Below are 26870 nucleotides of genomic sequence, written 5' to 3'. Positions count from 1 at the left end.
CCTCTTTAAAATTTATCGTTTGGAATAGGAATGAATAAAATCTGTCAGTCTCTTCAGCGTTTCCGGTTGTATGTCCGGAGTAACTCCATGCCCAAGATTGAACACGTGACGACCATCTGCTAATGACTGGTCAAGTATCTCTTTTGCTTTTGACAAAATAGTATCCTGGTCAGCAAGCAGAATAGCAGGATCCAAATTGCCCTGCAATACTTTTGTCACGCCCATTTCCCTTGCTTCTTTAATAGATGTGCGCCAATCCAAACCAATTACATCAACCGGCAAATCATTAAACTCAAGCAAGAGATGGCTTGCACCAATACCAAACAGGACAACGGGTACCTGATGTCTGCTGACCTCTGAGCAGATGCGTGACATCACAGGCTTGATATACTTGCGGTAATCATGTGCGTTCAGGGAACCGACCCATGAGTCAAAAATCTGGATGGCAGCCGCACCCGCATTAACCTGTGCTTCCACATAAGCGATAACCATATCTCCAAGCTTTTCCATCAAAGCAAACCAGACATCAGGCTGAGCGTACATCATCGCTTTGGTTCTTGCATAGTTTTTCGAAGGGCCTCCCTCAATCATATAGCTTGCTAAAGTGAATGGAGCACCGCTGAATCCGATCAAAGGTACGTCCAGTTGTTCTTGCGTCAGCAGACGGATCGTATCCAGCACATATGGTACATCGCGCTCCGGATTAATTTCGCCAAGCTCTTCCACATCACCCAATGTTTTAATGGGATTATGAATCACCGGCCCGATCCCGGACTTGATTTCCACGTCTACTCCGAGTGCGGGCAGCGGAGACATGATGTCCTTATATAAAATCGCAGCGTCGACGCCATAGTTCTCCACCGGCAAACGTGTTACATAAGCACATACCTCCGGCTGATGTGTAATTTCAAATAACGAATATTTTTTCTTCAGTTCGCGATACTCAGGCTGGGAACGACCAGCTTGTCTCATATACCAAACAGGAACATAACCTGTTTGTTCTCCGCGGTACGCCTGAATGATTGTATCGTTCAATGTCTTCTTCATCGAATTGTTCACCCTTTTTTGTGTTTAAAAGCATTCAGCCAAAATAGCATTTTTATGTCTTTGCCTGAATTAAAGCCGTGCCTTCAAGACTGTGAATCATCTTCTTTCAATCAATATGAAATGATAATTATTCTAATTATTAACTATAACGATTTCTGTCATACCTGTATAGCAATGCAACTTGTTTGTCATGAATTTGTCAAATCAAAATGACATTTTTACGATTTCTGAGCGTTTTCCTTCCAATTTGGTCAATGGATCGTATGGAACAATAAAATAACGGCGCTCTCCAAGCAAGTCAAAACCTTTAATTGTGTACTCATGCTTACCAGTGATTTCACCAACTTTATTGGGGATACCTTCTGTCTCTTGGTACACGCGGTAAACGACACGGTCATCATCTGAACCTTCCCAAGACAGTTTTCCCTGTAATATAGAAAACCCGCCAAAAGATGTATTTGCCCGCAAATCGCGTATCTCCGGCAAATGAATTGGCTCTGGCAGCTCTTCTGTATTTTCCGGTTGATCAAAAGCAGCTTGCATATCTTGGTGTTTATTGATTTCAGTCAAAATATGTTTTGTCAAGGCAGTCGGATAACTGCTGCCCCCTTGCAAATAATGCTGTTTGTCAGAATGGTCATACCCCATCCATATGACAGCAGTAAAATTTGGCGTGTAGCCTGCGAACCATGCATCTTTTGTTTTACCTTTTGCTTGCGGATGCTGCGTGGTACCAGTCTTGCCAGCTAGCGCCTTGGAAAAGTCTCCTGCACTTGCCGTCCCAGATTTAACAGTTGTTTCCAGCATGGTAGTCATGTCCCATGCGACCTGTTTGCTAAACACATGTTTTTTCTTTATTTTAGATTGGTAGATCGCCTGCCCATCCCGATCAAAAATCTTGGAAATCGCACTGCTTTTGATATATGTTCCTTGATTGGCAAATGTGTGGTAAGCGTCGGCGACCTGCAAAGGGGTAATTCCTTCGCTCAACCCGCCAAGTGCAATAGCCAAGCCTTTATCTGGAATATCGATGCCCATCTTATCCAAATAACTTTTTGCCCTGTCAATACCAACTTGGTCTAGCAACCATACAGGCGCGATATTTTTCGATTGGATAACCGCTTCATACATGGAGACATATCCATCATACCTCCCATCACTGTTGCCCACTGTATAACCTTTCACCGCCATTTTCTGATCCGGCAGCAACGTATATGGCTGATAAGCATCGTTCATCAGTGCGGGACCGTATACAGCAATCGGTTTCATCGTTGAACCGGGCTGTCTCTGAATGGCCGCACGATTCAAATCGCCATATGTAAATTGGCGTCCTCCTAGTACAGCAAGTATTTCGTTCGATGTGTTCTTTGTCAGAACAAACGCACCCTGCACTCCATCAGTATTTCCAGGGAAATATTCATCTTGGTGAAAAGCTTGATAAGCAATTTTTTGCATTTGCTCATCGACGTTTGCAATAATACGATATCCGCCCCGCTTCAATTCCTCAAGTGATAATTGATTGTTGGCTGCAGCTTCTTTCATCACCAGATCAATATAGCTGTCCATCCATGGTCTATCTTTATTTTTTTGCATATGGAGTCCCAATGTTTTGCCTTGCTCCTGCAATCTTTTTTTCGTGCTGAGCATTCCCGATTCACTCATCGCTTTTAAAACGACATTTCGGCGCTGCAACGCCTTATCAGGCTGAGAAACTGGTGAATATCCGTTAGGCCCCTTCACCATGCCGGCCAATAACGCACCTTCAGCTACTGTCAGTGATTTTGCCGGCTTCGAAAAATATTTCTGTGCAGCTGTTTCAATGCCATAAATGCCTTGGCCAAAATAAATATCATTCAAATACAATTCCAAAATTTGCTTCTTGCTATAGTGCCTTTCCAAATAGAGGGCAGCCATTGCTTCTTTTGTTTTGCGCATCCAGGTCTTATCGTTTGTCAGAAATAGATTTTTAACAACCTGCTGCGTTATGGTGCTTGCTCCCTCCACTTTATCCCGGGCAATAATATCTTTGAATATCGCACGTGAAATCGATTTGAGATCAATACCACCATGCTGGAAAAACCTTCTGTCCTCGATAGCTATGAATGCCTGTTGGACGTGTTCCGGAATATCCTCTATCTCCGTCAGACTGCGATTTTGATGGTATATCTCGCCTAAAATTTCCCCATCAGTCGTCTCCACCGTTGTTTTTGCAGGAAGAATCATCTTGTCTTTTTCGACAACTATCGCACCACCATATAAAATGAACATATATCCTGCAATGCTGAAGCATATAATGGCAACTAAAATAACAATAGGTATTTTTACTTTTTTTGAGTATTTAGCCTGCCAGTCATAGCATTTTTTCCAGTATTTTTTCATCTATTCACCTCTTGACGAAACGGCAATAAACGTCTTCATTCATATCTATCTGATCCCTGCATTCACCCAACTATTATACGACAGATCTCTGTACAGCAAAAGCGATACATTATCAAGCAAATCAGTGAACACACTGGAGTAATTCCCATCATTTTCGGGTAAGATATAAATGAGAGTAAGATATTTTAAGAGATACCATTCGATCTGTGTAGTAAGCAGGTAAAAGTAAAATGTTGGAAGGGGAATCATCATGAAAGCATTCATGACAACCGGATCATATGAATTATTAAAGAAAATCGCAGAAAAGCATCGCAACCTTCAATTTATATACATGCAGGGTACTGGTGGCACATTAGCTTATTATGAAGACGAAGGTAACAGTGTTTTTTCATCAGGAAGAGATTTTGAGATATTGCTGACGAAGGGAGAAATCAAGAAAGAAGGCTTCGTAGCGATGAATAACATTCCTGTGATGGAAGAAGGACAGCCTGTATTTGAAGAACAATTCAGGCAGCGCCAGGAAAATATTGAATCTGCAGCAGGGTTTCAGGCTTTCCGTTTGTTGAAGCCGTGCAGCGGCCACACATACATCGTGCTGACACAGTGGAATTCTGCCAAAGATTTCGAAGACTGGAAAGCCTCACCACAATTCAAAGCAGCTCACGACAAGCAGATTATCAAAAAACCCGCCTATTTTGCTGATGAGCCTTTCTTAGGCACCTATCATATGGTAAAAGAAGAAAATACGGATTGACAATCTGTCCCTAAAAAACATCCATCAGCATGTGCTGATGGATGTTTTTCATGAGGATATCATTTATGCAATACATCCTGCTCCAAAAATGTCTTCAAGGATGCTTTATCTTGTTCTCCTTCAATTCTTGCAACCTCTTTGCCATTTTCAAAATGAATCAATGTCGGCGTCCCGCTAATATGGCCGAATTGTTCCCATCCTTCTTCAAATTCCAGGATATTAAGTTTTTTTACATCCACATTCAATTCTTTGGCCAGGGGAACGAGTTTTGGTGTTGTTCGCTGACAATGCGGACAATCAGGGCTATAGAAATAAACTGTGATGTCTTCTTTATTATCGAGCTTTTTTTGCAGTTCCTCAGGGGTGATCTGATTTTGATAATTCGGATCGTCCAGTTGATCAATAGTCGATTGCTTTAAATTTTCCTTGCCATATGGATTCTCGTTATCATCCATCGCCTTGTTGTTTTTATATTGATTTACAAAAAACAACGCCAGCAATAATACGACAATGACTGCTATGATGGCTATCATTTTTTTTTGCAAGATTTAATGCCTCCTGTTCTTCACAAGCAATATCAGATGTGTAGCAAAAATGAGTATGAATGCTGCTCCTGCTAAAAATGGTATCGTAATGAAACCGCCGATGTTGATATACTCTGTATTGCACGGGACTATTCCACAAGAGCTTCCCGCTTCATGCAGTGCCGGCAATTTTTGAACCAGATAATGATATGCGGAGACAAACATGCCGATCCCGCTTAATATGATACCTGGCAAAGCGGTCGCTACCTGTTTTTTCCATAAAGCAACACCATATATGATGACCAATGGATACATCAAAATACGCTGATACCAGCATAATTCACACGGCACATAACCTTTGATCTCGGAGAAATACAAGCTTCCTGCAGTAGCCAGCAAGGCGATGACCCATATGAATAATAGTGGATTTTCATTTTTTCGTTCATTTTCCATACGGTTTTTCTCTCCATTTCTATGTACTGCTTTGATTATACTAGGAGGGAATAAAAAAAACAAAGACAAACTATCAAATAATAACCAGCTTATATAATGTGATTGTCAAATGCGTTCTCGCCCTATGGCAGCAACTGATTTCTATGGACATATACCGCGGCTTGCGTACGATCATTGACCTCCAGCTTCGATAATATATTGCTGACATGCGTCTTCACCGTCTTAATGCCAATATACAGTTTCTCGCTGATTTCCTGATTTGTCATCCCATTGCCAATACATAAAAGGACCTCCATCTCTCTGTCTGTCAAATCATCGTGGAGTGTCCGTGTATTATTGCGGAACCGGTTTACCATCTTACTGGCAACTTTCGGTTCGATCGTATTCTGCCCGCGATATGCCTGTTTGATCGCTGTAACGATTTCATCTGCGGAAGATGTTTTTAAAATATAACTGAATGCGCCAGCTTCAATGGCCGGAAACACCTGTTCATCATCATAATAACTTGTAAGAATGATAATCTTGCAGGATGGCAGTGTTGCCATGACTTGTTTTGTTGCATCAATGCCAGTACCGTTCTCCATCATTAAATCCATCAATACCACATCCGGTCTTTTGGCAAGCACCTCTTCTGCCCCAGCATTGCCGCTGGCCGCCTGGCCGACTACTTCTATTTCATCATCTGTCTGCAAATAAGCAATGATCCCTTTACGCACAATTTCGTGATCATCTACTACCACAACATGTATCATCAGCGTACTCCCCTTTCTTCTACTTGATATGGAATTCGAATATCAATATATGTTCCTTCCCCTGGGATGGAACGTATTGTGAAGGTGCCTCCCAATTCTTCACTGCGTTCCCGCATCGTCTTCAAACCATAGGATGTTTTTTTATCTATGTCTTTCGTGGTATCAAAACCCTTCCCATTATCCCGAATGTGCACAAAAACTTCATGTTCCCGCTTGTAAAGCTCCAGTTTGACATCCGTTGCCTTCGCATGGCGCAGTATATTGGAAAGCGATTCTTGAATGATGCGGAATACATGTTCTTCAACCGTTTCATTTAAAACAAGTGCATCATCCAATAATAGATGAAAATCGATTTGACATTTTTGCCGCAATTCATTGATCAACTTTTTCACACCGTGTGTCAACGGTTCTCCCGACAAGTGAACCGGACGCAAATGTAACAGTAATGCACGCATTTCCGTTTGTGCTTGCAGGGCGGACGCTGCTACTTCCTGCAATTGCTCTTTAGCAATGTGCGGATTTTGATCCATTTGTTTCAGGGCTGCTTCAGACATCATTGTCAATGCGAATAGTTGCTGGCTGACAGCATCATGTAGATCTCTCGCAAGACGCTGCCTTTCCTCAATGACTGCAGTTTTGTGTGCAGATTTAGCAAATTCAGATTTTTCATCCGCCATGCGTTGCATGGATTTGACTTGGTTTTGCATTTTAACCCCCAGTTCGTTAAGCTCATTGACTATCCTCGTTACCTCATCTTCCTTATCCGTATAAATACTGGAATCATAGTTGCCGTTGGCGTATTGGGTAATCAGCACAGACAAAGAATCAAGCCGCGATTTCAAGTTGCCGCTCGACCGAAACCCAGCATAAATGGAAATGATGACTGTCAGTACAATATATAAACTAATAAAGACGAAAATACTCGCAGCGCTAAGCCATGTAGGTTCAAACAACACATAAATGGAAAGCAGAACCGACAAAAGGGTGACGGTCGTAATAAACATGGCATAGAAATGTGAACGAATATAACTATATCGAATACCGTTGATATGCCTGAACATGCCTCTCCCCCCTTTTTTATACCTGATCAATGCGAATCGATCCAGCTTTTAATTTGATGAAGAAATCAAGCTTTTGTTCAGCTGTTTCAAAATCTTTTGTTTCAAAAAACATGGACCTGCCGATGCCATCGACTGTTTGACCAAGTACTTCAATATCTCCCGCTTTTACATAGGCTTCTACTCTGAAAGCAACATTTTCAGGTACAAGGATATGCACGTCGCCTGCAAGAGAGTTGATGCGAATTGGCGTCTTTTTTTCCGGTATGAAGGCTTTGGAAAAATCAAGATAAAAATCTCCCGCCATACTCCTTAGATTCATCGGCTCTACCTTCCAATTCGGCTGATTGTACTCAAAATTTCCTACCATGGAAAAAGAACCTTTGCCATAGTTTTCATCGTGCATTGTCGTATTTTGATAATATTTTCCATGGTGATCGTTTTGCTTGTATTTTATGATGAGGCCGTTACCTCGGACAAAGAAAAATCCAACGTAAACAATGAGCAGCGGCCACAGCTTGAATACATCCCCGAATGTGAAAGCGATGACGTTAAAGCGGTCAAGCAAAAGCAACGTTCCAAAGATAATCAGAAATGATCCACCCATCCAGCTGCCACCGCGAAACCTCATCCGTTCAATCAGCATCTTTAGCCCGATGACAATAAACAGAACAGGGTAAAGGTAAAGCCAAGCTGATTTCATATTGAATGTGGCAATACCGATATTTTCCAGCACTAACATGACACCAATGCCGATCAAAATGAGTGCGATGATATAATTTGCCAACCCCTTGCGCATCTTTATCCCCTCCTTTCTCCTTCAAATGTGAAGCCCACCAGCCTTTTGTTCTTTAATTGATAGACTGCAAGCAGCGTCACAACCACTCCGCTGATGATGATAATGGTTTGCATAGAAATGCCGGTAGCCAGTAAAAATGCTGTAGTTGCGTATGATACAGGAACGAGACCAGTAGAAACGGTCATAAGAAAACTCATCATTCTTCCAAGCATTTTCTTCGGTGTCGTTTGCTGCAGCATGGTCATCAACGGAATGTTGACGATTTGTGTTACTAAAGCCATCAATGCAACGAGGGCTGCGAGATGCCACAAATTACCGGCGAAACCAGCCACCATAAAGAAGACCCCGAGCGCAATCAATCCAGCGATCATGGCTTTACCTGGTTTTTTCAATGTTACAGTTGCAAGTATCGCTCCGCCAATTAAGGCACCGATTCCCATAGACACTTCCACCGTTGCAAGACTTCCTGCAGTGCCATGGAATACGTCTTTCACAATCACTGGAAGGCCAATAGAAAGCGGACCGGAAAAAAAGAAGTTCAGGAAAAATGCCATGACCATTACAGAAACGACCAACTTATTTTTTCGCGCATATGAAAAACCTTCTTTCAGTTCAACAAAGGCGGGGGTCTTTTCCATAACCTCTTTTTCCTCTTGAAGACGTATCAGCAACACAGTGACGGCAGAAATAAAAAGCATTACCAAAGCTGTAGTAAAAACGCCTGTGAATCCAATGAAAGCGATCAAACTGCCTCCTAATGCCGGACCAAGAATCGGGCTGATCTGTCCAGTCATTTGAATGATGGAATTACCACGCTGTAAGTGCTCAGCTGGCAAGAGCATTGGTACCATAGAATTCAAAGCTGGATAACTGAATGCATCCGAGATGCCGAACAAAGCTGCCAGCACTATCAGATGAATGCTTGTTACCGTATCTGTCCATAAAAACAACAGCAGCAAACCAATCAGCAATGCTCTGGAAAAATCGGAAATGAATAGAATGGTACGTTTATTCATACGGTCTGCGAGCAGCCCCCCGGTTGTCAAAAATAATAATCTTGGTACTGCAGCTGCAAAAAACAGCATTCCGAAATAGAAACGGTTGTCGCTCAGTGAAAGCATCAGCCATTCACAGCCCAACAAGTAAACATAATACCCTGGAGCTGAAAAACTGGCACTTAGCAATAAAAACAAATAATTACGGTTCTTCATGAGTGAAAATTTTTCAATGGCTTTTCCCTGTTTAATGGTTGTATCCATTGATGTCACCTCTTCCTAGTTTCTGTTTTCATTTTATCTCGCAGAAACTAACGGCAACACCATCCCCAGCATGCTTTTAATTCAGACTCAAGACCGAGAACGCCGGATTTGACTTTTTTCATAAAGACGTTTAGACGCCACGAAGACCATACCGCCAAGGAAAAAGCCGGTTAAAATATCAGTTAGATAATGAACGTTGATGAAATAACGGCTTATCCCGATTAATAGAACCAGCAAGATGCTTGTTCCAAAGACGACGCGCCTCACTGTTATTGATGCTACTTTTTTCATTAGAAAATAGGTAAGCAAACCATAGCACACGATCGCTACTGCAGAGTGGCCGGAGGGAAAACTGTACCCTTCCGCATTTGCTCCAATATTGATACTTGGCCTTTGGCGGGCGACTGCTATCTTTACAACAGTATTGATAAGAGATGTAAATAGCACCCCTCCAACGAACACAACTGCTTGCAAGTAGTCACGATACATTAACACCAACAGAATCCCCATACATATCACCAAAGGCAAGATAAAAAAGGTAGAACCGAAATTCGTTACAAAACGAAAGAAATCGTACAATCCTGTTCCCTTCACTTGGTCGACAAGAAACCTAGTTTGTTGATCCGTATATGGCAGAAAATCTCTTTTAATTTCAGTCACCCAAATGATGCAAACCAAGAATGGAACCAGTAATAGCAAAAATCGGCTCCAAAATTTCTTTTGTTCCATGAAACATACTCCTCTCACAATGTAACCATTATAGCAGAGAAGTTCTCGCTCTGGTTCTGCCTTTTTTCAAAATCGCAATAGCATGCGAAATCAGAAGTATAGTCATTCCTTTCCGCAATCTTGTAAAAAAGGTTTCAAATGAACTTGTTGGGGAATATTAATTTTAGAATAGATATACTGAAGACAAGAAAAAAGGACGGGATACTATGGATAAAGATATGGAAAAATTAATTGAAGGTTTGAACGAAGATTTGGCTCATGAATTTGCAGCAGCAATTCAGTACACTTACAGCGCCAGCGTAGTCAGCGGACTGTACCGCAGTGCTTTAAAACCTTTTTTTGAATCAGAAATCAATGATGAATTGGGTCATGCCCTCTATTTATCTGAAAAAATCAAATCACTTGGCGGCATCCCGACCACTGAATCGGCGGAGGTTCCTCAGCCTACAGAAGTAAGGGAGTTACTGGAAGCTTCATTACAAGCTGAAAAAGACACCATAACTCGCTATGAAGAGCGTAAAAAACAAGCTGAAGCATTGCATATGACTGAGCTTGTCGTCAAACTGGAAGATTTGATCACTGACGAAACACACCATAAAGAAGAAATTGAACGTTTATTGGAAGATGCAAGATTAGGATGATTTCCAAATACAGGAAGCTGCTAGGGACAAAGATTCCCGGCAGCTTTTTTCATGTTTTATCATTTTTTCGAGAAATTCAATGCTTTTGCTCTACAGAAATTTGTCGCAAGTTTACAATAGCTGAATTTTTCCGACGAAACTATTATAATGGAACAAAATGAGGGAGGGGTTTGTTTGTTTAAGAAGATCCAGCAAGAGATAGATGCATTGTATCCGGAAATGGTTGAGATCCGCAGATACTTGCATCAACATCCTGAATTATCTTTTCAGGAGTATCAAACAGCAGCGTATATTGCCGATTTTTATGAACAACTTGGTTTACCGTACCAGACAAAGGTAGGAGGCAACGGAGTGGTCGCAACACTAAAAGGCGGCAAACCAGGAAAAACGGTTGCACTTCGCGCAGACTTTGATGCATTGCCCATTCAAGACGTGAAGGATGTCCCATATAAATCACAAGTCCCAAATGTTATGCACGCATGTGGGCATGATGGTCACACGGCAACACTTTTGGTTCTAGCAAAGGTACTGGCGGCTCATCAAGAAGAAGTAGCTGGCACAATCATATTCCTCCACCAGCATGCAGAAGAATATGCTCCAGGTGGTGCGAAGCCGATGATTGAAGCAGGGGCACTGAAAGATGTTGATGTGGTCTTTGGCAACCATCTTTGGGCAACGACTCCACTTGGCACAGTCCAAACTTCTAAGGAAGCTTTTATGGCGGGAGCGGACCGTTTTGCAGTTACCATTCAAGGACAAGGTGGACACGGCGGATACCCGCATGAAACCAAAGATGCCCTGGTGATAGGCAGTCAACTGGTCACTCAGCTGCAGACGATTGTCAGCAGAAAAATGGATCCCTTGGATACCGCCGTCGTAACAGTTGGTAAATTCACTGCCGGCAATGCTTTCAATATCATCGCAGATACGGCCAATTTAATCGGCACTGTTCGCTACTTTAAACAGGACACTCAGGAGGGTATTATGAAAGAAATAGAACAAATCGTCAAAGGTGTCTGTCTTGCGAATGGAGTTACATATACGTTCAACTATGAAAAAGGATATCCGCCATTAATCAACCATGCTGAAGAGGCAGCGCTTGTATTACGTGCGGCAGAGGATGTAGACGGCGTGGCCCACGTCGAAAATGTGGCTCCTGTGATGGGCGGAGAGGATTTTTCTTATTACGTGCTGGAAAAGCCGGGTGCTTTCTTTTTTACAGGAGCACAAAAAGAAGGAAATCATTATCCGCATCACCATCCGCATTTTGATTTCGATGAACGTGCCATGCCAATTGCGGCCAAAACACTATTTGGCGCATATCTGGCCTATCAAAAAAAACATTCTGTTTAAAAAAACAGCGCAGACGCTAGTTGTCTGTGCTGCTTTTAGTTAAATAAGAAAAAATCTTCTATGATTTTTTGAGGCCACTGAAAATATAAGGTTATTTTATGATATAGGTTTTCTGTACACTAAAATCCCCACTAAAATTCCTTTTTTGGATTTTTAGTAAGGATTTCTAATAACACAAGGAGTATTTTCTCCCTGATTTAGTTCATCAACTTCAATATTCTTTTTATATTCACTTTTTCCACTTCATTCTCCGCAGACAAAAAAGTATAAGGATTACCTTCCCGCCTCCGACCTATTTTGGTTACACCGCGGAAATTTTATGTTTCACATACCCGAATATAAACACAAAAACGAAAACCGCTCCTCCGACAAACACTACTGCACCGGCAAGAAATGCTTTCAATAGAAGTAACAGTACCGTGAATATCACTAGCTGAAGCAATGCCAACTGCAACAGCCACTTCATCAATGCTTGCTGACGTATTTTCGTTTCCACCGGGTAAATATCCAGCCAGACGATCGTGCGGTGATGCTGATATAATGTCATCATTTGAAAAATGCTCATATACAAGAATAATATCGCGAAGATTACTTTCATCCAAAAGTTGGGTACATAATACATAACCAAACCGCCGATAATGATCAGGCGCACATACATCCCAAAATAATCACCACTGCGGATGAAAGTGATCCGGTACAAATAATCGAATGTCGATTTTTGCTGCATCGGGATTTTTCCACTGACAAGGCGGACGAGTGCTTGGCGTTTTTTTACCCTGTTTTTCAAATGCGGCACATCTGTAAACATATTAGCAATCCGATAAAACGTCTGCATACGATGAGTATCTTTTTCCACAAGTAAATTCCAGTTAAGCCCTGTTTGCTGTTTGGCATTCCACCACCCCCACAGAAACAGACCAATGAATAAAACTGTGGCCATCCCTGCAAATAACATCGTTCCTTTTGATGCGAAATAAAAGACGGCGAAATTCAGCAGGAATCGGACAATCTGTTCGGCAACCCGGACATTTTTGTCCCTGATTTGCAGCATCCACCAATTAGCCAACAAGTTCCAGACTTTAAAAATGAGCAGCACGAGCAGCATCAATAAATAAACAGAACCTTCCCTTTGTGGAAAAGTGGCGAAATATAGCGGTCCTAATGCCGCGGCCACAAGCAGTACTAGATACAGTTGGATTACAAAACTGTAAATCAGCGTACTTTGGAAGTACCTTCCCATTTTATCCTCAGCAGGCAAAATGAACACTAAATCCGCTTCCTGCAGCATCGTACGTACAGGACTGTAGCTGGCCACTGCAGCAAATAAAATACCTATAATTAAAGCAGAAGGGAAATTTTCCGGCAGCTGAGCAAGCCAGCGCTGATAATAAAAGGCAAGAGCAGAAACCAGAAACAGCATCGCAACAGCCATATGGCCATTGAATATGTATTTCAGATAACGGCTTGTCTCTTTCAAATGGGCAGAAAATCTTTTTCTGAAAAAGTCCCGAGCGTCAAACATGGCCATCTTCCTTTGTCAGCTGGACATACATTTCGTCCAGCGTGGCTTCAGCCATACCGAATTGCTTGCGCAGTTCTTCCAATGTACCTTTTGCACGGATCTTCCCTTCATGCAGTATAATGAATCTGTCACAATACCGCTCCGCCGTTGCTAAAATATGGGTTGACATTAATATGCCCGAGCCACCTTTTTTCATATCATTCATCAGCTGCAAATAAGACTGAATGCCAAGCGGATCCAATCCGACAAATGGTTCATCCACAATATAAAGCGGTGGTTCGATCAAAAATGCGCACATGATCATCACTTTTTGCCGCATCCCTTTTGAAAAATGGACAGGAAACCACTGCAGCCGTTTTTCCATTCGGAATTCTTTCGTCAGCTTCTCTAACCTTTTTTCAAAGATATCTTCGGGAATCTCATAGGCCATCGCCGTAAGCCGCAAATGTTCATACAAGGTAAGTTCATCATATAATATCGGCATTTCAGGAATATAGGCCAACTGGCTGCGATACCCCTTCATATCCTGCTGCAATGTTTTACCGTTAATCGAGACTATCCCTGATTTTGGCTGCATCAGACCGATGATATGTTTAATAGTTGTACTTTTTCCCGCTCCGTTCAATCCGATCAAGCCGACAATTTCTTTCGGCTGGACATCAAATGAGATGCCGTGTAAAACATTTTTATGTGTATATCCGCCTTCGAGATTTTCAATATGCAATAAAGGTTCCACAAACGTTCTCCCCCTGCTTGCTTTCATCTATTTTGAACATACAATGGCATCCACTATAGGTGGACAAATGCCTAATTGCACTTGTGTCAAAGGAAACGACATTATACTTTCCTTACCGCCAAGTACCCAAATTTTAACACCTTTCACAGGCAAAAGCCATTCAGAAAGCCATTGTCGACAGGATTAGACAATCACACAGTGCCAAGCGCCAGAATAAGATAAATTAGAACTAATAAGATATCTCCGTATAGACGAGCAGGGCTGCCTATGTAACAGGAAATAATTTGCACGAACAGGAGAAGTCCATCAATAGACAATGTCATGACAATAAGTGACCTCATCCTCGCCATTTCTTCCTTTTTAAAATACATGAAACCAAATAAAAAAAAACTGGTATAAATGATGGCATAAAGAGCCACAATAATGAATGAAGAAAGAGGATATGATTTGCTTCACCACAAATGTATCAAAACAAATGAGGTGTTTGTGTTGGCGTATCCATCACTGCAATGAAATTTGTTTTAAAAACAAATGGGGTGTTTGCGAAAGAAAACTAATGAGAAAACCCTTTTGCCAGCAATCTTTTTTAAGATCCTGACAAAAAGGTTTTTGTAGACAGTTAAGCAGGCAACGTTTAACAACTTACAAAAGACATTAGCACTTGACTCTTTCTTCCCTGCAAGCTGGCTCTTATTGGGTCAGCTTGTTTTGGTTGGTCTTCCTTATTACGTACCTTCCCCTCACTGGACAGGCTATCCTTTAGAACCTACAATGAGAGAAAGAGCATGAAGGGATGGATAAGAATGGGAAAACATGATGATTGTGTGTTCTGCAAGATTATTAATGGCGAAATTCCATCAGCAAAAGTTTATGAAGATGAGCATGTGTATGCTTTTCTCGACTTAAGCCAGGTTACGAAAGGGCATACTTTGGTCGTGCCAAAAACACATACCAAAAACATATATGAGACGCCAGCCGAAGTTGCAAAGGAATTTTTCGCCCGAATTCCGAAGATCGCCAATGCCATAAAAAAAACATACAAACCTGTTGGCATGAATTTGCTGAATAATAATGAACCACCTGCCGATCAGTCAGTATTTCATCTGCATATGCATTTGATTCCAAGATACGGCAAAGGTGATGGCTATTCCGCCAATTGGACAATACATGAAAAAGAATACACACAGAACGATCTTCAGCAAATTGCTAAAGATATCCATGACAATGTACCACAGTGATGAAAAAAATTGGATTGATGCTTTCAATTAACTGAAAAGTTTGTTATACTATTACTCAAACACTTTGCAGTTGACAGTGAGTGTACAGCTGGAAGTGAAAGAGCTTAGCAGAGCAGAGGAGAGAATGGAATATGAAAACAAGAGTATTGGTCATTTTGTCATTACTGGTAGCCATTGGTGCTGTATTACATGCGGTTATGCCGCCGTTGTTGTTTGGAATGAAGCCCGATATGCTGCTTTCCATGATGTTTCTTGGGATTATGCTTTTTCCTAAACCAAAATATGTCATTGTATTGGCGATTGCCACAGGGGTCATTTCCGCTTTGACGACAGACGCACCTGGCGGGCAAATTGCCAACATGATCGATAAACCTATTACTGCTTTTGCATTTTTAGCATTATTTCTGATGTTAAAGCATGTTGTCAATATCAATATTGCCGCACCCGTGCTGACAGCGGTTGGTACTATCATCAGCGGCAGTATCTTTCTCAGCGTAGCCTTGTTTATCGTCGGGCTGATGCAGGGAGGTTTTTTGGCATTATTCATCGGCATCGTACTGCCTGCAGCTGCAGTGAATACGCTTGTAATGATCGTTGTTTTTCCGGTCGTACGTGGCATATTGAAACGGGCAAAACCAGCAACAGTGTGATTTTAACGTAAAATCCAAAATCCTCCGGCAGATGATCGGAGGATTTTTTTACTTAGAAGACATGTGTCATTACAAGTATTTATGGGAATATGTAGTATAATGACAATACATGACTTGTGCACGATATTTATTAACCGTGCATGCAAATTAAAGGAGCTGATTTGAATGTCCAAGACGAAATCTTTTTTGCTCGGTATTGCTGTAGGTGGCGTAGTCAGTGCAACGACCACTTTGTTCACAGCACCATTGTCCGGAAGGGATTTACGCACACGTGCGAAACAACAGGGAGCGGAATGGCTCGATCTGCTTGAAAATGTAAAGAATGATGGTCTGAAATTAAAAGACCAAATTGCTCAAACCTCTAAAGAAGGTGTGGTCATGATCAAGGATTTGACACAGGAAATCAAAACATCCGTTACGGAATGGAAAGAGTCAGTCGAACCGCATCAGAAGAAAATTCAAAGCTATCTGGAACAGATCGAAGGCAGTTTAAAGGAATTGGAAGAAAAAGTAAAAAAAGAATAGTATAGTAAAGTGTCCCGGCGTGAATTTTTCCTTCGCCGGGACACTTTTTCATTACTTACGGGAGGACAATCAGCTTACCTTTAAAGCTATTGTTTCTCTCCGGTTCCAAAACAATGGTTTTCAAATCGAAAGCAGCATATCATTCAAGACAGGCTGCTTTCTTTTCGCATGATTACTTCTTCGGTTTTAAGTCTTCAATAGAATCAATATCCATATATTCCGGTACGACCAGTCCTATCTTGGCACCGGTGAGATTTTCTCCAAGATCATTGAATTTCCCTTTGAATTTATCATAAAAATCTTTGTGGGTGATCGGCAGCCAGGCAGCAAGTGTCGCATCTCCATCGCCATGTGCAATTGACTCAAAAACGACAGCAACATCAACTGGTGTGACTGTCACATCAAACCCCTTCTTCTCCATGACTTCTTTCACTACGCTTGAGGAGGCTCTTTCAGAGTCCCAAGGGGTGGAAACGAGCTCTACTTTTACTCCATTGACATCAGGGACTCCTTTTGTCCATTCTTTTACTTTATCAGGATTATCGGCAACCCATTTTTTAGCTACTTTATCGATCTTTTCTCCTGATTCTTTAGAATCATACATGATTCCTTCCATGTCTTCTACTTCCCAGTGAAACTGATCAAGTAATTTATATGCTTCTGGTTTGTCTTTTTTCAATCCTTTCCTGGCAAGGGTTTTGATTTTTTCTTCCCCGCCATAAACACCTTTGGGGTCATCCAAATATTTCATGTCCGGGTACTTGGCAAATGTCCAATGGGGATTCCAGCCAGTGATGATAATCGGTGATTTTTTCTTCATTGCTTTATCCAGCTCTGCCGCCATAGCTGCAGTAGACGCTTGTTCCAATTCCCAACCTTGCAAATTATCATATTCCTCCAGTGCTTTCTCCGTTGTCACGGTGATTCCGGCGCCAGGTTCAATTCCAGTAATAGTATAATCGACTGCCTCTCCGTAATCATCTGAATCATTCTTCTTGCTGCCATCGTTTTTACTTTCTGAGCTGCAGCCTGCAGCCACTGCTAATATAAAAAACAGAGTGATACTAAACATCAACCATTTCCGGTTTAGATACATTGCTTTCAAACTTTTTTCTCCTCCTTAGCGCCAAATACAAATACTCAGGTACAGTCAGCGCTTTCAATTTTTATCTAAAAATTGCAGGCATTCACTCATGCAATTGTGAATGCCTGCAACCACCTTTATGCAGGAAAGAAAGCATACCAGCTATCCTTCCTTCCAAATGAGAGATTGCAACCATTGTTGCGGTGCAGACTTCATCATTTCGCTGTTATTATTTCTGTTTCAAATCTTCAATGGAATCAATGTCCATATATTTCGGTACGACAAGGCCGATTTTAGCCCCTTCCAAATTTTCACCTAGGTTATCCACATCGTCCTTGTATTGTTCGTACAAATCACCATGTGTCGCCGGCAGCCATGCTGCAACCATGCCATCCGCTTCGCCATCAGCGACTGCTTTCCACATGACCGCATTATCAAGAGGTGTGATGTTGACTTTAAAACCAAGATCTTCCAAAACCTTACCGATCACATTTGTAGAAGCAATTTCGGTATCCCATTCTACATAGACGAGTTTAACTTTCTCTCCATTTGATTTTTCTACACCTTTTGTCCATTTATCGACGGTGTCTTTATTTTTATCGATCCATTTTTGTGCGGCTTCTTCGGGGTCTTTTCCATCCTGAATATCGAGCATGACTTCTTCAATGTCATCCTTGGACCACTTGAAATTATCCAGCACCTTATAAGCATTCGGCATGTCATCCTTCAATCCTTTACGGGTCATCGTGTTGATAGTTTCCGCCTTACCGAAAACTCCTTTCGGATCATCCAAATATTTCAAGTCATATTTGGCGAACATCCAGTGTGGAGACCAGCCGGTAATCACAATCGGATCTTTTTTCTTGATTGCTTCACCCAATGCTGTGGCCATAGCTCCGCTGGAAGATGTCTCCACTTCCCAGCCTTTCATGTTGTCGTATTCTTCAATTGCCTTCTCTGAAGCCTTAACGACACCGGCGCCAGGCTCGATTCCTGTCACTTGGTAATCGACCGCTTTACTGTAATCTGTTTCACCGTCCGCATTTTTATCTGCTGAATCATCAGCACCACATCCAGCCGCGGCAAGTGTCAAAGCCAGGCCAGCTGCCATGCCGAATTTTTTCCAGTTCCATTTCCTCATGAAATAACTCCCCTTTTATATTTATTTATGAAAATCATTCGCCTTACAAGGCAATTCATAACCACATTAGTCTTTTTTGCTGTTTGCAGTTTGTGTCAATCTGTCAATGATGATTGCCAATATGACGATAGCGATACCTGCTACAAATCCGGAACCTACAGTTGCACGCTGCAGTGCGGATAAAACATCCCTTCCAAGACCCTTCGCTCCGATCATTGAAGCGATGACAACCATCGAAAGGGCTAACATAACCGTTTGATTGATACCTGCCATGATGGTTTGTCTCGCCATCGGCAATTCCACTTTGAACAACTTCTGAGCCCCCGTGCTGCCAAAAGCCTCAGAAGCTTCAACAAGTTCTTCAGAGACCTGTCTAATTCCCAGATTTGTAAAACGTACTGTCGGCGGGGTGGCAAATATGAGTGAAGCAAACACCCCCGGCACCATGCCAATTCCAAAAAATGCCACAGCCGGAATCAAATATACAAATGCAGGCATTGTCTGCATAAAGTCCAGAATCGGCTTAAGTATTGCCTCCACAATGCGGCTTTTAGCCATCCAAATTCCAAACGGCACACCAATAATGACAGAAAGCAAACTCGATATGAGCACAAGTGTGAATGTATCCATCAACTTATCCCACAGCTCCTGATTATGAATCAGCCACAAACCGACAATTGAAAATACTGCCAGGCCGATTTTTTTTCCAGTCAGGAAAAAAGCAAGTACAGCGACAATAATGATGACGACAACCGGAGGAATTGCTGCAAGAGAACCCGAGAGAAATTCCATGAAGTCTCCAAAATTGTCTTTGATGGAATCAAATAAAAATGATAATTTATCTGTTACCTTATCCACTATCCAATCTGTTCTTTCTGCAATGGGCAGTTTCGCCATGATATTAAGCATTTTCCAAAATCACCTCGCTGTCTCCCGCCAGTGCTGCGATGACAGCACCACGGACGATAATTCCCAAAAGTCTTTCTTCTTCTACAACAGCGACAGGAATCGGCGAACCATTGATGATATTGAAAATGTCCTGCATAGAGGTATCTTTTTCTACTTTAGCGATGTCTGTTTTCAATATCTCATGCAAATCGCGTATTTCCTTATTCTTCGCTTCAGATGCATCATCGGCTGTCACATAGCCCTTCAGATTTCTTTTTGAATCAACGACAAGGATGCTCGAGATTCCTTCTTTTTGCATTCGTTCCAACGCCACACGCGGACCATGCTTATCAATATTGACTGTTTCCGGGCGCTTCATAATGTGATGCGCTGTCAGGATTTTTGTACGATCCACATCTTCTACGAATTTCTCCACATAATCATTAGCCGGATTGACAAGAATCTCTTCAGGTGTGCCGATTTGTACAATCGAACCATCTTTCATCAGTGCAATACGATCTCCAAGTCGGAGGGCTTCATCCAAATCATGAGTAATGAAAATGATCGTTTTTTGCATGGTTGCCTGCAAATCAATCAGTTCATCCTGCATTTCCTTGCGGATCAGAGGATCCAGCGCAGAAAAGGCTTCATCCATCAGCAGTACTTCCGGGTCATTTGCCAATGCTCTTGCAAGTCCGACACGCTGCTGCATCCCGCCGGAAAGTTGGGATGGTGTCTGTTCCAAATAACCACCAAGCCCGACCATTTCCAGGGCTTTTTTTGCACGATTTTTCCTCTCATTTTTATCTACTTTTTGTATTTCCAGACCGAATTCTGCATTTTCCAGGATGGTTCTGTGCGGAAATAATGCAAATCGCTGGAACACCATACTCAGTTTTTCCCTGCGGACTTTTCTCAGTGCTGTTTTATCCATCCTGGACAAGTCATCACCATCGATCAAAATAGAGCCCTGGGTCGGCTCAATCAAACGGTTTATCAATCTTACCAGCGTCGATTTTCCGCTCCCCGACAAACCCATGATCACAAAAATTTCGCCAGCATCTACAGAGAAGCTGGCTCGGTTGACACCTACAGTGCACCCTGTCTGCTTCAATATATCACTCTTGGACAACCCATCTCCAAGTAGCTTTATAGCTTGCTTCGTATTTTTTCCGAAAACTTTCGTTAAATTTTCTACCTCAATAATCGGCATGTCTTCACCCTTTCGTTCGCTTCTTATATGCGAGTAAGCACAAAAAGCACTTGTTTTTCACAGGCACGCTTAGAGAAGGTCTCCGTTGTACTTATCGTAGAAAAACTGCAAACAAGCAATGAGACAATCTGCTGCCCTGTAAGAACTGTGATTCAAGACTTACTGCATAAATTTCCCTTACCAACCCTGTTGATAATGGTAGTACTTGATAAATGCATAAAACCGGTAAAACCGGCTTATCATCAAAAGACCATCTGCTAAGCAAGGCCCTATTGCATTTCCGCACCTTATTCATTTAAACGTACTGGTCGTAAATCCTTCCGCCAATTAACTATATAATGTTTCCATTGTACTTTTCAAACTTTATAAACCGTCAATTTCGTTTATATTTTATGTACAGTTTAAACTGTACAAATTTATCAGTGTATTTCCTTTTAAATACTCCATTTTGCTTTCAAATACTGACCAATGATCCTTTGGAGATTTTTGGGAATATATTGTAACCTTGAAATACCAATGTTTTAGGAGGCAATCATGACGACTCGGGACATGGAAAATGCCACAAAGAAAATTATCGTAGAATTTGCGAAGACCATTGAATTGTTTGACTTGAACCCATTGGAAGCACGTCTATTCGCGTATATGTATTTAACTGGGAAAACCATGACACTCGATGAAATGAGTGAGGCACTCGGCAAAAGCAAAACGTCGATGAGCACGTCTATCCGTGCCCTCGCCGATTTAAATCTGGTAAGCAGAGTATGGGTAAAAGGCGTTCGAAAGGATGTTTATGAGGCAAATGCGCAGTTGTTCAACCTTTTCATCAGCTCTTACACAAATAAATGGATAGATGCTCTCGTCCACCAGCAAACAGTATTGAAACAAATTAAAGATGACTACAGCAAAATAGAAACTCCTGTTAATTTACATTCGTACGCCAATTTCTCCGAACGGCTGGATTATATTATTGAATTCCACCAGCATGTCGCAGATTTCTTTAAAGAGATGAAAGAGGGCTGATTTTGTTGCAACGTGAAGCCGAAAACTCCTGTACAACCAGTACAGGAGTTTATTTTCGTCTTCCTTCTTTCATGACGCGCTTTCTTTTTCTGGAACGCAGTCTGCTCAGTCTGTCATCTTTTTCTAATATAATTTGGCAGAACTCACTGATCAGCATTGGGCAAATATTTTCAGCTTTCAAAGCTGCCAGCGTCTCCTCTGCTGTCAGTTGCCGCGGTAAATGCGCAGTAAACTCCTGCAAAAGAGAAGAATAATCAAGCAGTCCTTCTTCTTTTTGGTATTGATATTGTTGTTCAAGCTCGTACAGCTTTTCCATCAAGTCCTGATAGGTTTGCCTGCCGACCCTGTTTTCAATAATCATTTTTGTAAAAGGGTAACGGCTGAAATCTATGATATTCATTAGGAGCTGTAAATGGAATGCAATCTGATCATCTTCACTTGCCCGCAACATCTGCACCCCCCATACTACTTTTATGCTACTGTAAGACCCCTTTAAAAAATTAGAAATTAACAATTTTTCAAGTGTCGAAAAAAGTGGATAAAAAACTATTGATTTTTCCTTGCAAACGTACTACTATCATCTAAGGATTTAAATCACATCTAAGGAGTGACCGCAAAAATGAACTGTTGGAAATCTATCAATGTAACGAAACAATATGGGCTGCACAGATTATATTTCATTTCATTTTTGACTGGTCTGCTGTCTTTCATTATCCTGTATGTACCTGTTTCCATTATGCACGGCACACATGCCGTCAAAGAAATCGGTATGATTGGTTTTATTGCGGCAATACTGCTCCTGCCGATTGTGCACGCCTGTATGCATATTTTACCATTAATTTTGGTTAAAAAACGTATTAATCTAAAAAAATACCGTGCGAGAAGCTTGCTGCTGCCATCGTTGGCCTATACACAGCAATTTTTATCCAAGCGGATGTCGATAGCGATTGCACTGGCGCCAACCCTTTTTATTACCTTTCCCGGAATGCTCGCCAGTTATCTTTTCGTAGATTATGATGTGTATATTTTATTATTCACAAGCGCGCATATCGGGTTTTCATTTATCGATTTCTTATTTGTCGCCCATATTTCAAAAGCACCTAAAAAATCATTTGTCGAAAACGGCCCACACGACTTTGATATATTGACAGAAATGGAGTGAAGCATCTGGCTTCCCTCCATTTTTTTGTCTCAATTTGTTGTTGGCAGACAGTTGCATCTCACCTCATATGAATGAGCCCTCTCCATACAGCAGGCAACGCCCCCCTACCCAACATGCAGATAATCTGGTAAAGTGATCATATGGTTTTTAGATGAATGAGTTATTTGAGCGTAAGGGGGGGTATTAATGGCAATTGTTTTTCCCGTGTATGGGCTATTCATTTTTCTTGTTTTCAATTTCCTTATGCTGCGTTTTTGCTTGCGTATGGGTATTAAATCAACAAAACAAAACGGTGTACTGCGCTTCACCAACATCATGATTTTGATTATGCTGGTAACATCGTATATCGATGTATTAAACACGGCAAATTAGCAAAGTATACATAAAGAAAAATTTTCAATATCTGTACACCGCTTTCAACCATATTATTTTTTTTAGCGTGCAAATATGTTATATTTAACCATATGCTTGTGTTCAACAATAAAGTAAACCACCTGAAGATGGAAGAAAGTGAAGCTTTTTCTGGCACGCGATCGCTTCTGGGCAAACTTGACCCGTATTCATGCGGTTGCAAAAAGCGTATCACTCTTCAAAGATCCTGTGTGATTTTGCTGTATTATTGAATGAACCCACTGCACCCACTAAGGTAATCATCAGATTAGGAGTGTTTACATGAAGAAAATAGTGATCGCTGTAATGCTTATCGCAGGAATTGTCACCCTTTCCGCTTGCAGTTCAGGAAAATCAGATCCCGATGTCGTCGTCAAGACCAAAGCTGGCGATATTAAAAAAGAAGATTTTTATAATAAAATGAAAGACCAGTATGGAGAAAATGTCCTCCAGGAAATGGTCATCGTCAAAGTGCTTGGGGACAAATATAATGTCAGTGATAAAGAAGTGGACAAGAAAGTAAAAACAATCAAAGATCAACTGGGCGATCAGTTCCAGGGCTATCTGCAACAGCAAGGCTACGCTGATGAGAAAGATTTCCGCAATCAAGTGAAAAACTCATTGCTGATGGAGAAAGCGATCTTCTCCAACGTCAAAGTGACCGATAAAGAAATGAAAGAACAGTACAATCGCATGAAAACAGACTTGAAGGCAAGCCATATCCTTGTAAAGGATGAAAAAACCGCCAAAGATGTCCAGAAGAAACTTGATAAAGGAGAAGACTTCGCTAAATTGGCTAAGAAGTATTCCACTGATACTGCATCCGCTGAAAAAGGCGGCGAATTGGGATGGTTCTCCGCTGGGAGCATGGTGCCGCAATTCGAAGATGCTGCTTACAAAATGAAAAAGGGTGAGATCAGCAAACCGGTAAAATCTGATTACGGCTACCATATCATCAAATTGGAGGACACTCGTAAATCAGAAAATGATGTGGGCTCTTTCGAAGATAATAAAGACAAAATCAAAAATGATGTCCGCAACCAAAAGCTTCCTTCAGACAAACAACAAGAAAAATTGAACAAAATTCTGAAGGATGCAGACATTAAAATTGAAATTAAGCAATTCAAAGATATGTTTAAAGATCTAGATAAGCAAACAAAGGCTGCCCAATAATAAAGTAAAAACCTGTCCACATGCTGGACAGGTTTTTTTCGGCAATTTCTCCGAAGACAATCCATCTACATTATTTTCTCAGCATTATTCGTCTCTCAACTGGAAATTCCACGATGATCTTCGGCCTTTCGCTGTCTCTCATCTTCCATTCGCTGCAAATAGATATTGCCCTCTTTTTCAATAAACTGCTGTTCCAGCTGCTTTTCGGCCCGCATGGCACGAAATGCCATATACCCGCTCAGGAAAATCAACAACACAATCAAGAAAATCCACCAAGGCATGCCTAATATCATGTTCACCCTCCTTGTCCGTCTTCTTTAATTTAAGTATATGAAACAAGCTGCAAATCCATGACTCGCAGTATGAAAAAAGACTAACGTATAATTCATTCAAATAACGTTTTTTTCCGGCACTCGGCTGTGGCATATTGCTTATTCAACTTCAATCTAACAAAAAAGAGCCCAATCAACTAGTTATGATTGTGGCTCAATTCTTGCTTTTGGGATGGAAGGCGCTCTGCTTCAAACAGTGGCTTGTAAAATGATCGATTATCCATTGCAAACAGCCTTTCTGTAAACTCCCCCGGCCTTACATTTTTTAAGGCGCGATTCAACATATTCATTTTTGCGTCTATCAAATCAATAAAGTGCAGTATTTCAGCTTCTCTGACAAGTGGCGGCTTCGGACTTCCCCATTCTGCTTTGCCGTGATGGCTTAGCACCATGTGCTGCAAAATAAGAACCTCTTCTCCCTCAATTTGCAGCTCTGCAGCAACTTTGCCAATTTCTTCTACCATTATTGGAATATGTCCAATTAATTTGCCCGGTAAAGTATATGTTGGAGTAGCAACAGAAGAAAGCTCCTTCAATTTTCCGATATCATGCAAAATGATGCCTGCATATAGCAGATCACGATTGATATCAGGATAAAGCAGTGAAAGCTCGCGGGCAATCGCAAGCATGCTCACAATATGATGTGCAAGCCCTGAGGCATACTCATGGTGGTTCTTGGTCGCAGCCGGGTAAAGCAGGAGAGGCTCCTGATATTTTTTAATAAATGCCCTTACAATTCGCTGCAAGGCAGGGTTCTCCATTTCAAATATTGCTGCAGTCAATTTTTCCTGTAATTCTTCCATTGGAACAGGAGCCTTTTCTACAAAATCAGCTACCCGGACACCATCTGCCGGCTGCGCCGGACGAATGCCAAATATTTTCAACTGTGCTTTGTCACGAAACTGAATGACTTCCCCTTTGATATGGATAATCTGTTCAGCTGTATAGACTTTACTGTCCTCCGCTGTCGCATCCCATAATTTTGCCTCGATTTGACCTGAGACATCCCGCAAAATTAAAGTCAGAAAAGGTTTTCCATTACTAGTTAATCCTTTCACCGATTCCTTGATCATCATGAAACCGTCAAATGCATCGCCAATTTTATATTGCATGATTCCTTTTTGCATGCATCCTCCCCCATTTCTTTTCACAAAACATGAACACAGTGATCAATCTTTATCCAGTCGTGTATCATATTTAGGGATGTATTCAAAAATCTTTCCAGATTCGATTATTTGGATAAATTGCATCAGCCATTTATAATAATTCATCGCGTAATAAAGCCTATTGAAGTCTTCTTCGATTTTCTCTTTCAATAACGGATCGCTTGTCCTTCCCTGTATTTTTTTCAGAATATCGATCGCTTCTTCCGCCTCTTCAATATTAGTTTCAGTATATTGGCGCCAACGATGCCCAAACAAGGAAGTAAATGATTTATACCAGTCTTCTTCTGTCTGATAGAGATCTTTCCGTACTCCTTTTTTAAATGTCGATTCAACCATTTTCATTTCAGATAGCGCGCGAACGCCAGTCGACATACTGGTCTTGCTCATTTCCAAGGCATCACGCATATCATCTAGTGTCATCGGTTCGTCAGCAAAATACAATGTGCCGTATAGTCTCCCAACTGATGAAGTGATGCCGTACAGGTTCATGTTTTTCGCAATAACCTGGACAAATTTTTCAATTGTATCTTCGTATATTTCCCATTCTTTTTCCATCTGTTTGTCAGGCAATGGAAGTCCCTCCAACTGCTATTATCATACACTGCAATCTATTGCAATTTCTTTACTTAGCCATATTCTAACCCGTTCCCCCACGCGTTATCAATGAAAATAATCTCCCTCAGGAAACTGTTGCCGGCAAAAGAATGCTATTTGCATTGCAGACGTACACACAGGGGTAGAATCTTAACCAACAAGAAATGTGCAACCTCTCATCCTTCTCGCGCTGTAAAACTCCCACTATACATTTAATTTAAACCAAGCCTTTGAAGGGAAAAGCGCAACACGAAACCAGTAAGATACAGGTCGTAAAGGTTGCAATAG

Annotated in this window: 29 protein-coding genes; 10 read left to right on the top strand and 19 right to left on the bottom strand. The window is 41.4% G+C overall.

Going from position 1 to position 26870, the window contains the following annotated elements; all coding sequences use genetic code 11:
- Positions 1-12 precede the first annotated feature (12 nt).
- Positions 13-1047 carry a uroporphyrinogen decarboxylase gene (hemE, locus tag ACFSMW_RS01845; RefSeq protein WP_390352510.1) on the bottom strand — a complete coding sequence of 345 codons (1035 nt, stop codon included), beginning with the start codon at positions 1045-1047 and terminating at the stop codon, positions 13-15.
- 204 nt (positions 1048-1251) lie between these two features.
- Entirely contained in the window at positions 1252-3426 is a 2175-nt protein-coding gene (locus tag ACFSMW_RS01840; RefSeq protein WP_390352508.1) for a transglycosylase domain-containing protein, read from the bottom strand.
- A 250-nt stretch (positions 3427-3676) separates the two neighbouring features.
- On the opposite strand from ACFSMW_RS01840, the gene ACFSMW_RS01835 reads away from it, so the two are divergent.
- Positions 3677-4180, top strand: coding sequence for an antibiotic biosynthesis monooxygenase family protein (locus ACFSMW_RS01835; RefSeq protein ID WP_390352506.1), 504 nt, complete (start codon positions 3677-3679; stop codon positions 4178-4180).
- 59 nt (positions 4181-4239) lie between these two features.
- Here the strand turns inward: ACFSMW_RS01835 and ACFSMW_RS01830 are convergent, their stop codons facing one another.
- From ACFSMW_RS01830 to ACFSMW_RS01800, 7 genes are all read right to left on the bottom strand, one after another.
- Entirely contained in the window at positions 4240-4725 is a 486-nt protein-coding gene (locus tag ACFSMW_RS01830; protein WP_390352504.1) for a thioredoxin family protein, read from the bottom strand.
- Positions 4726-4728: 3 nt separating this feature from the next.
- The gene (locus tag ACFSMW_RS01825) at positions 4729-5157 is read right to left on the bottom strand and encodes a disulfide oxidoreductase (protein WP_390352502.1); all 429 of its coding nucleotides are present in this window, start codon (positions 5155-5157) and stop codon (positions 4729-4731) included.
- 122 nt (positions 5158-5279) lie between these two features.
- The gene (locus tag ACFSMW_RS01820) at positions 5280-5909 is read right to left on the bottom strand and encodes a response regulator transcription factor (protein ID WP_390352501.1); all 630 of its coding nucleotides are present in this window, start codon (positions 5907-5909) and stop codon (positions 5280-5282) included.
- Complete coding sequence (locus tag ACFSMW_RS01815; protein ID WP_390352499.1) at positions 5909-6970, bottom strand: sensor histidine kinase; 1062 nt, start codon at positions 6968-6970, stop codon at positions 5909-5911. The genes ACFSMW_RS01820 and ACFSMW_RS01815 overlap by 1 nt, the downstream gene beginning before the upstream one ends.
- Positions 6971-6986: 16 nt before the next feature.
- Complete coding sequence (liaF, locus tag ACFSMW_RS01810) at positions 6987-7766, bottom strand: cell wall-active antibiotics response protein LiaF (RefSeq protein WP_390352497.1); 780 nt, start codon at positions 7764-7766, stop codon at positions 6987-6989.
- 2 nt (positions 7767-7768) lie between these two features.
- Positions 7769-9025, bottom strand: a complete 1257-nt coding sequence (locus tag ACFSMW_RS01805) for an MFS transporter (protein ID WP_390352496.1) — start codon at positions 9023-9025, stop codon at positions 7769-7771.
- A gap of 87 nt (positions 9026-9112) precedes the next feature.
- Complete coding sequence (locus ACFSMW_RS01800; protein WP_390352495.1) at positions 9113-9754, bottom strand: phosphatase PAP2 family protein; 642 nt, start codon at positions 9752-9754, stop codon at positions 9113-9115.
- A gap of 206 nt (positions 9755-9960) precedes the next feature.
- Here ACFSMW_RS01800 and ACFSMW_RS01795 point away from each other — a divergent pair, with 206 nt between their 5' ends.
- Positions 9961-10395, top strand: coding sequence for a ferritin-like domain-containing protein (locus ACFSMW_RS01795; protein WP_390352493.1), 435 nt, complete (start codon positions 9961-9963; stop codon positions 10393-10395).
- Positions 10396-10569: 174 nt separating this feature from the next.
- Positions 10570-11748 carry a M20 family metallopeptidase gene (locus tag ACFSMW_RS01790; RefSeq protein ID WP_390352491.1) on the top strand — a complete coding sequence of 393 codons (1179 nt, stop codon included), beginning with the start codon at positions 10570-10572 and terminating at the stop codon, positions 11746-11748.
- A gap of 301 nt (positions 11749-12049) precedes the next feature.
- Here the strand turns inward: ACFSMW_RS01790 and ACFSMW_RS01785 are convergent, their stop codons facing one another.
- Positions 12050-13270 carry an ABC transporter permease gene (locus ACFSMW_RS01785; protein ID WP_390352490.1) on the bottom strand — a complete coding sequence of 407 codons (1221 nt, stop codon included), beginning with the start codon at positions 13268-13270 and terminating at the stop codon, positions 12050-12052.
- On the bottom strand, positions 13263-14006 hold the full coding sequence (locus ACFSMW_RS01780; protein ID WP_390352488.1) for an ABC transporter ATP-binding protein: 744 nt from the start codon (positions 14004-14006) through the stop codon (positions 13263-13265). Before ACFSMW_RS01780 ends, ACFSMW_RS01785 begins: the two co-directional genes overlap by 8 nt.
- A gap of 803 nt (positions 14007-14809) precedes the next feature.
- Here ACFSMW_RS01780 and ACFSMW_RS01775 point away from each other — a divergent pair.
- From ACFSMW_RS01775 to ACFSMW_RS01765, 3 genes are all read left to right on the top strand, one after another.
- Positions 14810-15244, top strand: coding sequence for an HIT family protein (locus ACFSMW_RS01775; protein ID WP_390352486.1), 435 nt, complete (start codon positions 14810-14812; stop codon positions 15242-15244).
- A gap of 131 nt (positions 15245-15375) precedes the next feature.
- Positions 15376-15894, top strand: a complete 519-nt coding sequence (locus tag ACFSMW_RS01770; protein WP_390352485.1) for a tryptophan transporter — start codon at positions 15376-15378, stop codon at positions 15892-15894.
- A 165-nt stretch (positions 15895-16059) separates the two neighbouring features.
- Positions 16060-16419: a YtxH domain-containing protein gene (locus tag ACFSMW_RS01765; protein WP_390352483.1), complete on the top strand. Its 360-nt coding sequence runs from the start codon at positions 16060-16062 to the stop codon at positions 16417-16419.
- A gap of 172 nt (positions 16420-16591) precedes the next feature.
- Here ACFSMW_RS01765 and ACFSMW_RS01760 read toward each other — a convergent pair whose 3' ends face one another.
- The 4 genes from ACFSMW_RS01760 to ACFSMW_RS01745 form a co-directional block, all read right to left on the bottom strand.
- Positions 16592-17515 carry a glycine betaine ABC transporter substrate-binding protein gene (locus tag ACFSMW_RS01760; protein WP_390353879.1) on the bottom strand — a complete coding sequence of 308 codons (924 nt, stop codon included), beginning with the start codon at positions 17513-17515 and terminating at the stop codon, positions 16592-16594.
- Positions 17516-17732: 217 nt separating this feature from the next.
- The gene (locus ACFSMW_RS01755) at positions 17733-18644 is read right to left on the bottom strand and encodes a glycine betaine ABC transporter substrate-binding protein (protein ID WP_390352481.1); all 912 of its coding nucleotides are present in this window, start codon (positions 18642-18644) and stop codon (positions 17733-17735) included.
- 66 nt (positions 18645-18710) lie between these two features.
- The gene (locus tag ACFSMW_RS01750) at positions 18711-19553 is read right to left on the bottom strand and encodes an ABC transporter permease (RefSeq protein ID WP_390352479.1); all 843 of its coding nucleotides are present in this window, start codon (positions 19551-19553) and stop codon (positions 18711-18713) included.
- Complete coding sequence (locus ACFSMW_RS01745; protein ID WP_390352477.1) at positions 19546-20745, bottom strand: quaternary amine ABC transporter ATP-binding protein; 1200 nt, start codon at positions 20743-20745, stop codon at positions 19546-19548. Before ACFSMW_RS01745 ends, ACFSMW_RS01750 begins: the two co-directional genes overlap by 8 nt.
- 534 nt (positions 20746-21279) lie before the next feature.
- Between ACFSMW_RS01745 and ACFSMW_RS01740 the strand changes: the two genes are divergently transcribed.
- A complete protein-coding gene (locus ACFSMW_RS01740; protein WP_390352475.1) occupies positions 21280-21765 on the top strand; it encodes a GbsR/MarR family transcriptional regulator in 486 nt (161 codons plus the stop codon).
- Between the two features lie 49 nt (positions 21766-21814).
- Here ACFSMW_RS01740 and ACFSMW_RS01735 read toward each other — a convergent pair whose 3' ends face one another.
- On the bottom strand, positions 21815-22216 hold the full coding sequence (locus ACFSMW_RS01735) for a DUF1878 family protein (protein WP_390352473.1): 402 nt from the start codon (positions 22214-22216) through the stop codon (positions 21815-21817).
- 168 nt (positions 22217-22384) lie between these two features.
- Here ACFSMW_RS01735 and ACFSMW_RS01730 point away from each other — a divergent pair, with 168 nt between their 5' ends.
- The 3 genes from ACFSMW_RS01730 to ACFSMW_RS01720 all read left to right on the top strand — a co-directional run bounded on the left by ACFSMW_RS01730 (position 22385) and on the right by ACFSMW_RS01720 (position 24490).
- Complete coding sequence (locus tag ACFSMW_RS01730; RefSeq protein WP_390352471.1) at positions 22385-22927, top strand: DUF3267 domain-containing protein; 543 nt, start codon at positions 22385-22387, stop codon at positions 22925-22927.
- A gap of 186 nt (positions 22928-23113) precedes the next feature.
- Positions 23114-23299, top strand: coding sequence for a hypothetical protein (locus ACFSMW_RS01725; RefSeq protein WP_390352469.1), 186 nt, complete (start codon positions 23114-23116; stop codon positions 23297-23299).
- Positions 23300-23599: 300 nt separating this feature from the next.
- The gene (locus ACFSMW_RS01720; protein ID WP_390352467.1) at positions 23600-24490 is read left to right on the top strand and encodes a peptidylprolyl isomerase; all 891 of its coding nucleotides are present in this window, start codon (positions 23600-23602) and stop codon (positions 24488-24490) included.
- A gap of 95 nt (positions 24491-24585) precedes the next feature.
- On the opposite strand, the gene ACFSMW_RS01715 is transcribed toward ACFSMW_RS01720, so the two are convergent.
- The 3 genes from ACFSMW_RS01715 to ACFSMW_RS01705 all read right to left on the bottom strand — a co-directional run bounded on the left by ACFSMW_RS01715 (position 24586) and on the right by ACFSMW_RS01705 (position 26543).
- Complete coding sequence (locus ACFSMW_RS01715; RefSeq protein ID WP_390352465.1) at positions 24586-24783, bottom strand: sporulation YhaL family protein; 198 nt, start codon at positions 24781-24783, stop codon at positions 24586-24588.
- Positions 24784-24959: 176 nt separating this feature from the next.
- On the bottom strand, positions 24960-25949 hold the full coding sequence (yhaM, locus tag ACFSMW_RS01710) for a 3'-5' exoribonuclease YhaM (RefSeq protein ID WP_390352463.1): 990 nt from the start codon (positions 25947-25949) through the stop codon (positions 24960-24962).
- A gap of 42 nt (positions 25950-25991) precedes the next feature.
- Positions 25992-26543, bottom strand: a complete 552-nt coding sequence (locus ACFSMW_RS01705) for a GbsR/MarR family transcriptional regulator (RefSeq protein ID WP_390353877.1) — start codon at positions 26541-26543, stop codon at positions 25992-25994.
- Between the last annotated feature and the right edge of the window lie 327 nt (positions 26544-26870).

Origin of the sequence: Tigheibacillus halophilus, from assembly GCF_042683165.1 — a bacterium.
In the GTDB taxonomy this organism is placed as follows: Bacteria; Bacillota; Bacilli; order Bacillales; family Amphibacillaceae; genus Tigheibacillus; species Tigheibacillus halophilus.
The sequence above is the reverse complement of the archived record's forward strand: the minus strand, read 5'-3'. Positions and strand labels throughout refer to the sequence as shown.

Bases quoted from the DNA above. Each gene is read 5' to 3' on its own strand.
- ACFSMW_RS01815 (WP_390352499.1), bottom strand. From the start codon at position 6,970: ATGTTCAGGCATATCAACGGTATTCGATATAGTTATATTCGTTCACAT.
- ACFSMW_RS01740 (WP_390352475.1), top strand. From the start codon at position 21,280: ATGACGACTCGGGACATGGAAAATGCCACAAAGAAAATTATCGTAGAA.
- ACFSMW_RS01755 (WP_390352481.1), bottom strand. From the start codon at position 18,644: ATGAGGAAATGGAACTGGAAAAAATTCGGCATGGCAGCTGGCCTGGCT.
- ACFSMW_RS01840 (WP_390352508.1), bottom strand. From the start codon at position 3,426: ATGAAAAAATACTGGAAAAAATGCTATGACTGGCAGGCTAAATACTCA.
- ACFSMW_RS01795 (WP_390352493.1), top strand. From the start codon at position 9,961: ATGGATAAAGATATGGAAAAATTAATTGAAGGTTTGAACGAAGATTTG.
- ACFSMW_RS01835 (WP_390352506.1), top strand. From the start codon at position 3,677: ATGAAAGCATTCATGACAACCGGATCATATGAATTATTAAAGAAAATC.
- ACFSMW_RS01820 (WP_390352501.1), bottom strand. From the start codon at position 5,909: ATGATACATGTTGTGGTAGTAGATGATCACGAAATTGTGCGTAAAGGG.
- ACFSMW_RS01825 (WP_390352502.1), bottom strand. From the start codon at position 5,157: ATGGAAAATGAACGAAAAAATGAAAATCCACTATTATTCATATGGGTC.
- ACFSMW_RS01730 (WP_390352471.1), top strand. From the start codon at position 22,385: ATGAACTGTTGGAAATCTATCAATGTAACGAAACAATATGGGCTGCAC.
- ACFSMW_RS01775 (WP_390352486.1), top strand. From the start codon at position 14,810: ATGGGAAAACATGATGATTGTGTGTTCTGCAAGATTATTAATGGCGAA.
- ACFSMW_RS01770 (WP_390352485.1), top strand. From the start codon at position 15,376: ATGAAAACAAGAGTATTGGTCATTTTGTCATTACTGGTAGCCATTGGT.
- ACFSMW_RS01715 (WP_390352465.1), bottom strand. From the start codon at position 24,783: ATGATATTAGGCATGCCTTGGTGGATTTTCTTGATTGTGTTGTTGATT.
- yhaM (WP_390352463.1), bottom strand. From the start codon at position 25,949: ATGCAAAAAGGAATCATGCAATATAAAATTGGCGATGCATTTGACGGT.
- liaF (WP_390352497.1), bottom strand. From the start codon at position 7,766: ATGCGCAAGGGGTTGGCAAATTATATCATCGCACTCATTTTGATCGGC.
- ACFSMW_RS01725 (WP_390352469.1), top strand. From the start codon at position 23,114: ATGGCAATTGTTTTTCCCGTGTATGGGCTATTCATTTTTCTTGTTTTC.
- ACFSMW_RS01760 (WP_390353879.1), bottom strand. From the start codon at position 17,515: ATGTATCTAAACCGGAAATGGTTGATGTTTAGTATCACTCTGTTTTTT.
- ACFSMW_RS01765 (WP_390352483.1), top strand. From the start codon at position 16,060: ATGTCCAAGACGAAATCTTTTTTGCTCGGTATTGCTGTAGGTGGCGTA.
- ACFSMW_RS01800 (WP_390352495.1), bottom strand. From the start codon at position 9,754: ATGGAACAAAAGAAATTTTGGAGCCGATTTTTGCTATTACTGGTTCCA.
- ACFSMW_RS01750 (WP_390352479.1), bottom strand. From the start codon at position 19,553: ATGCTTAATATCATGGCGAAACTGCCCATTGCAGAAAGAACAGATTGG.
- hemE (WP_390352510.1), bottom strand. From the start codon at position 1,047: ATGAAGAAGACATTGAACGATACAATCATTCAGGCGTACCGCGGAGAA.
- ACFSMW_RS01785 (WP_390352490.1), bottom strand. From the start codon at position 13,270: ATGTTTGACGCTCGGGACTTTTTCAGAAAAAGATTTTCTGCCCATTTG.
- ACFSMW_RS01805 (WP_390352496.1), bottom strand. From the start codon at position 9,025: ATGGATACAACCATTAAACAGGGAAAAGCCATTGAAAAATTTTCACTC.
- ACFSMW_RS01735 (WP_390352473.1), bottom strand. From the start codon at position 22,216: ATGTTGCGGGCAAGTGAAGATGATCAGATTGCATTCCATTTACAGCTC.
- ACFSMW_RS01720 (WP_390352467.1), top strand. From the start codon at position 23,600: ATGAAGAAAATAGTGATCGCTGTAATGCTTATCGCAGGAATTGTCACC.
- ACFSMW_RS01705 (WP_390353877.1), bottom strand. From the start codon at position 26,543: ATGGAAAAAGAATGGGAAATATACGAAGATACAATTGAAAAATTTGTC.
- ACFSMW_RS01745 (WP_390352477.1), bottom strand. From the start codon at position 20,745: ATGCCGATTATTGAGGTAGAAAATTTAACGAAAGTTTTCGGAAAAAAT.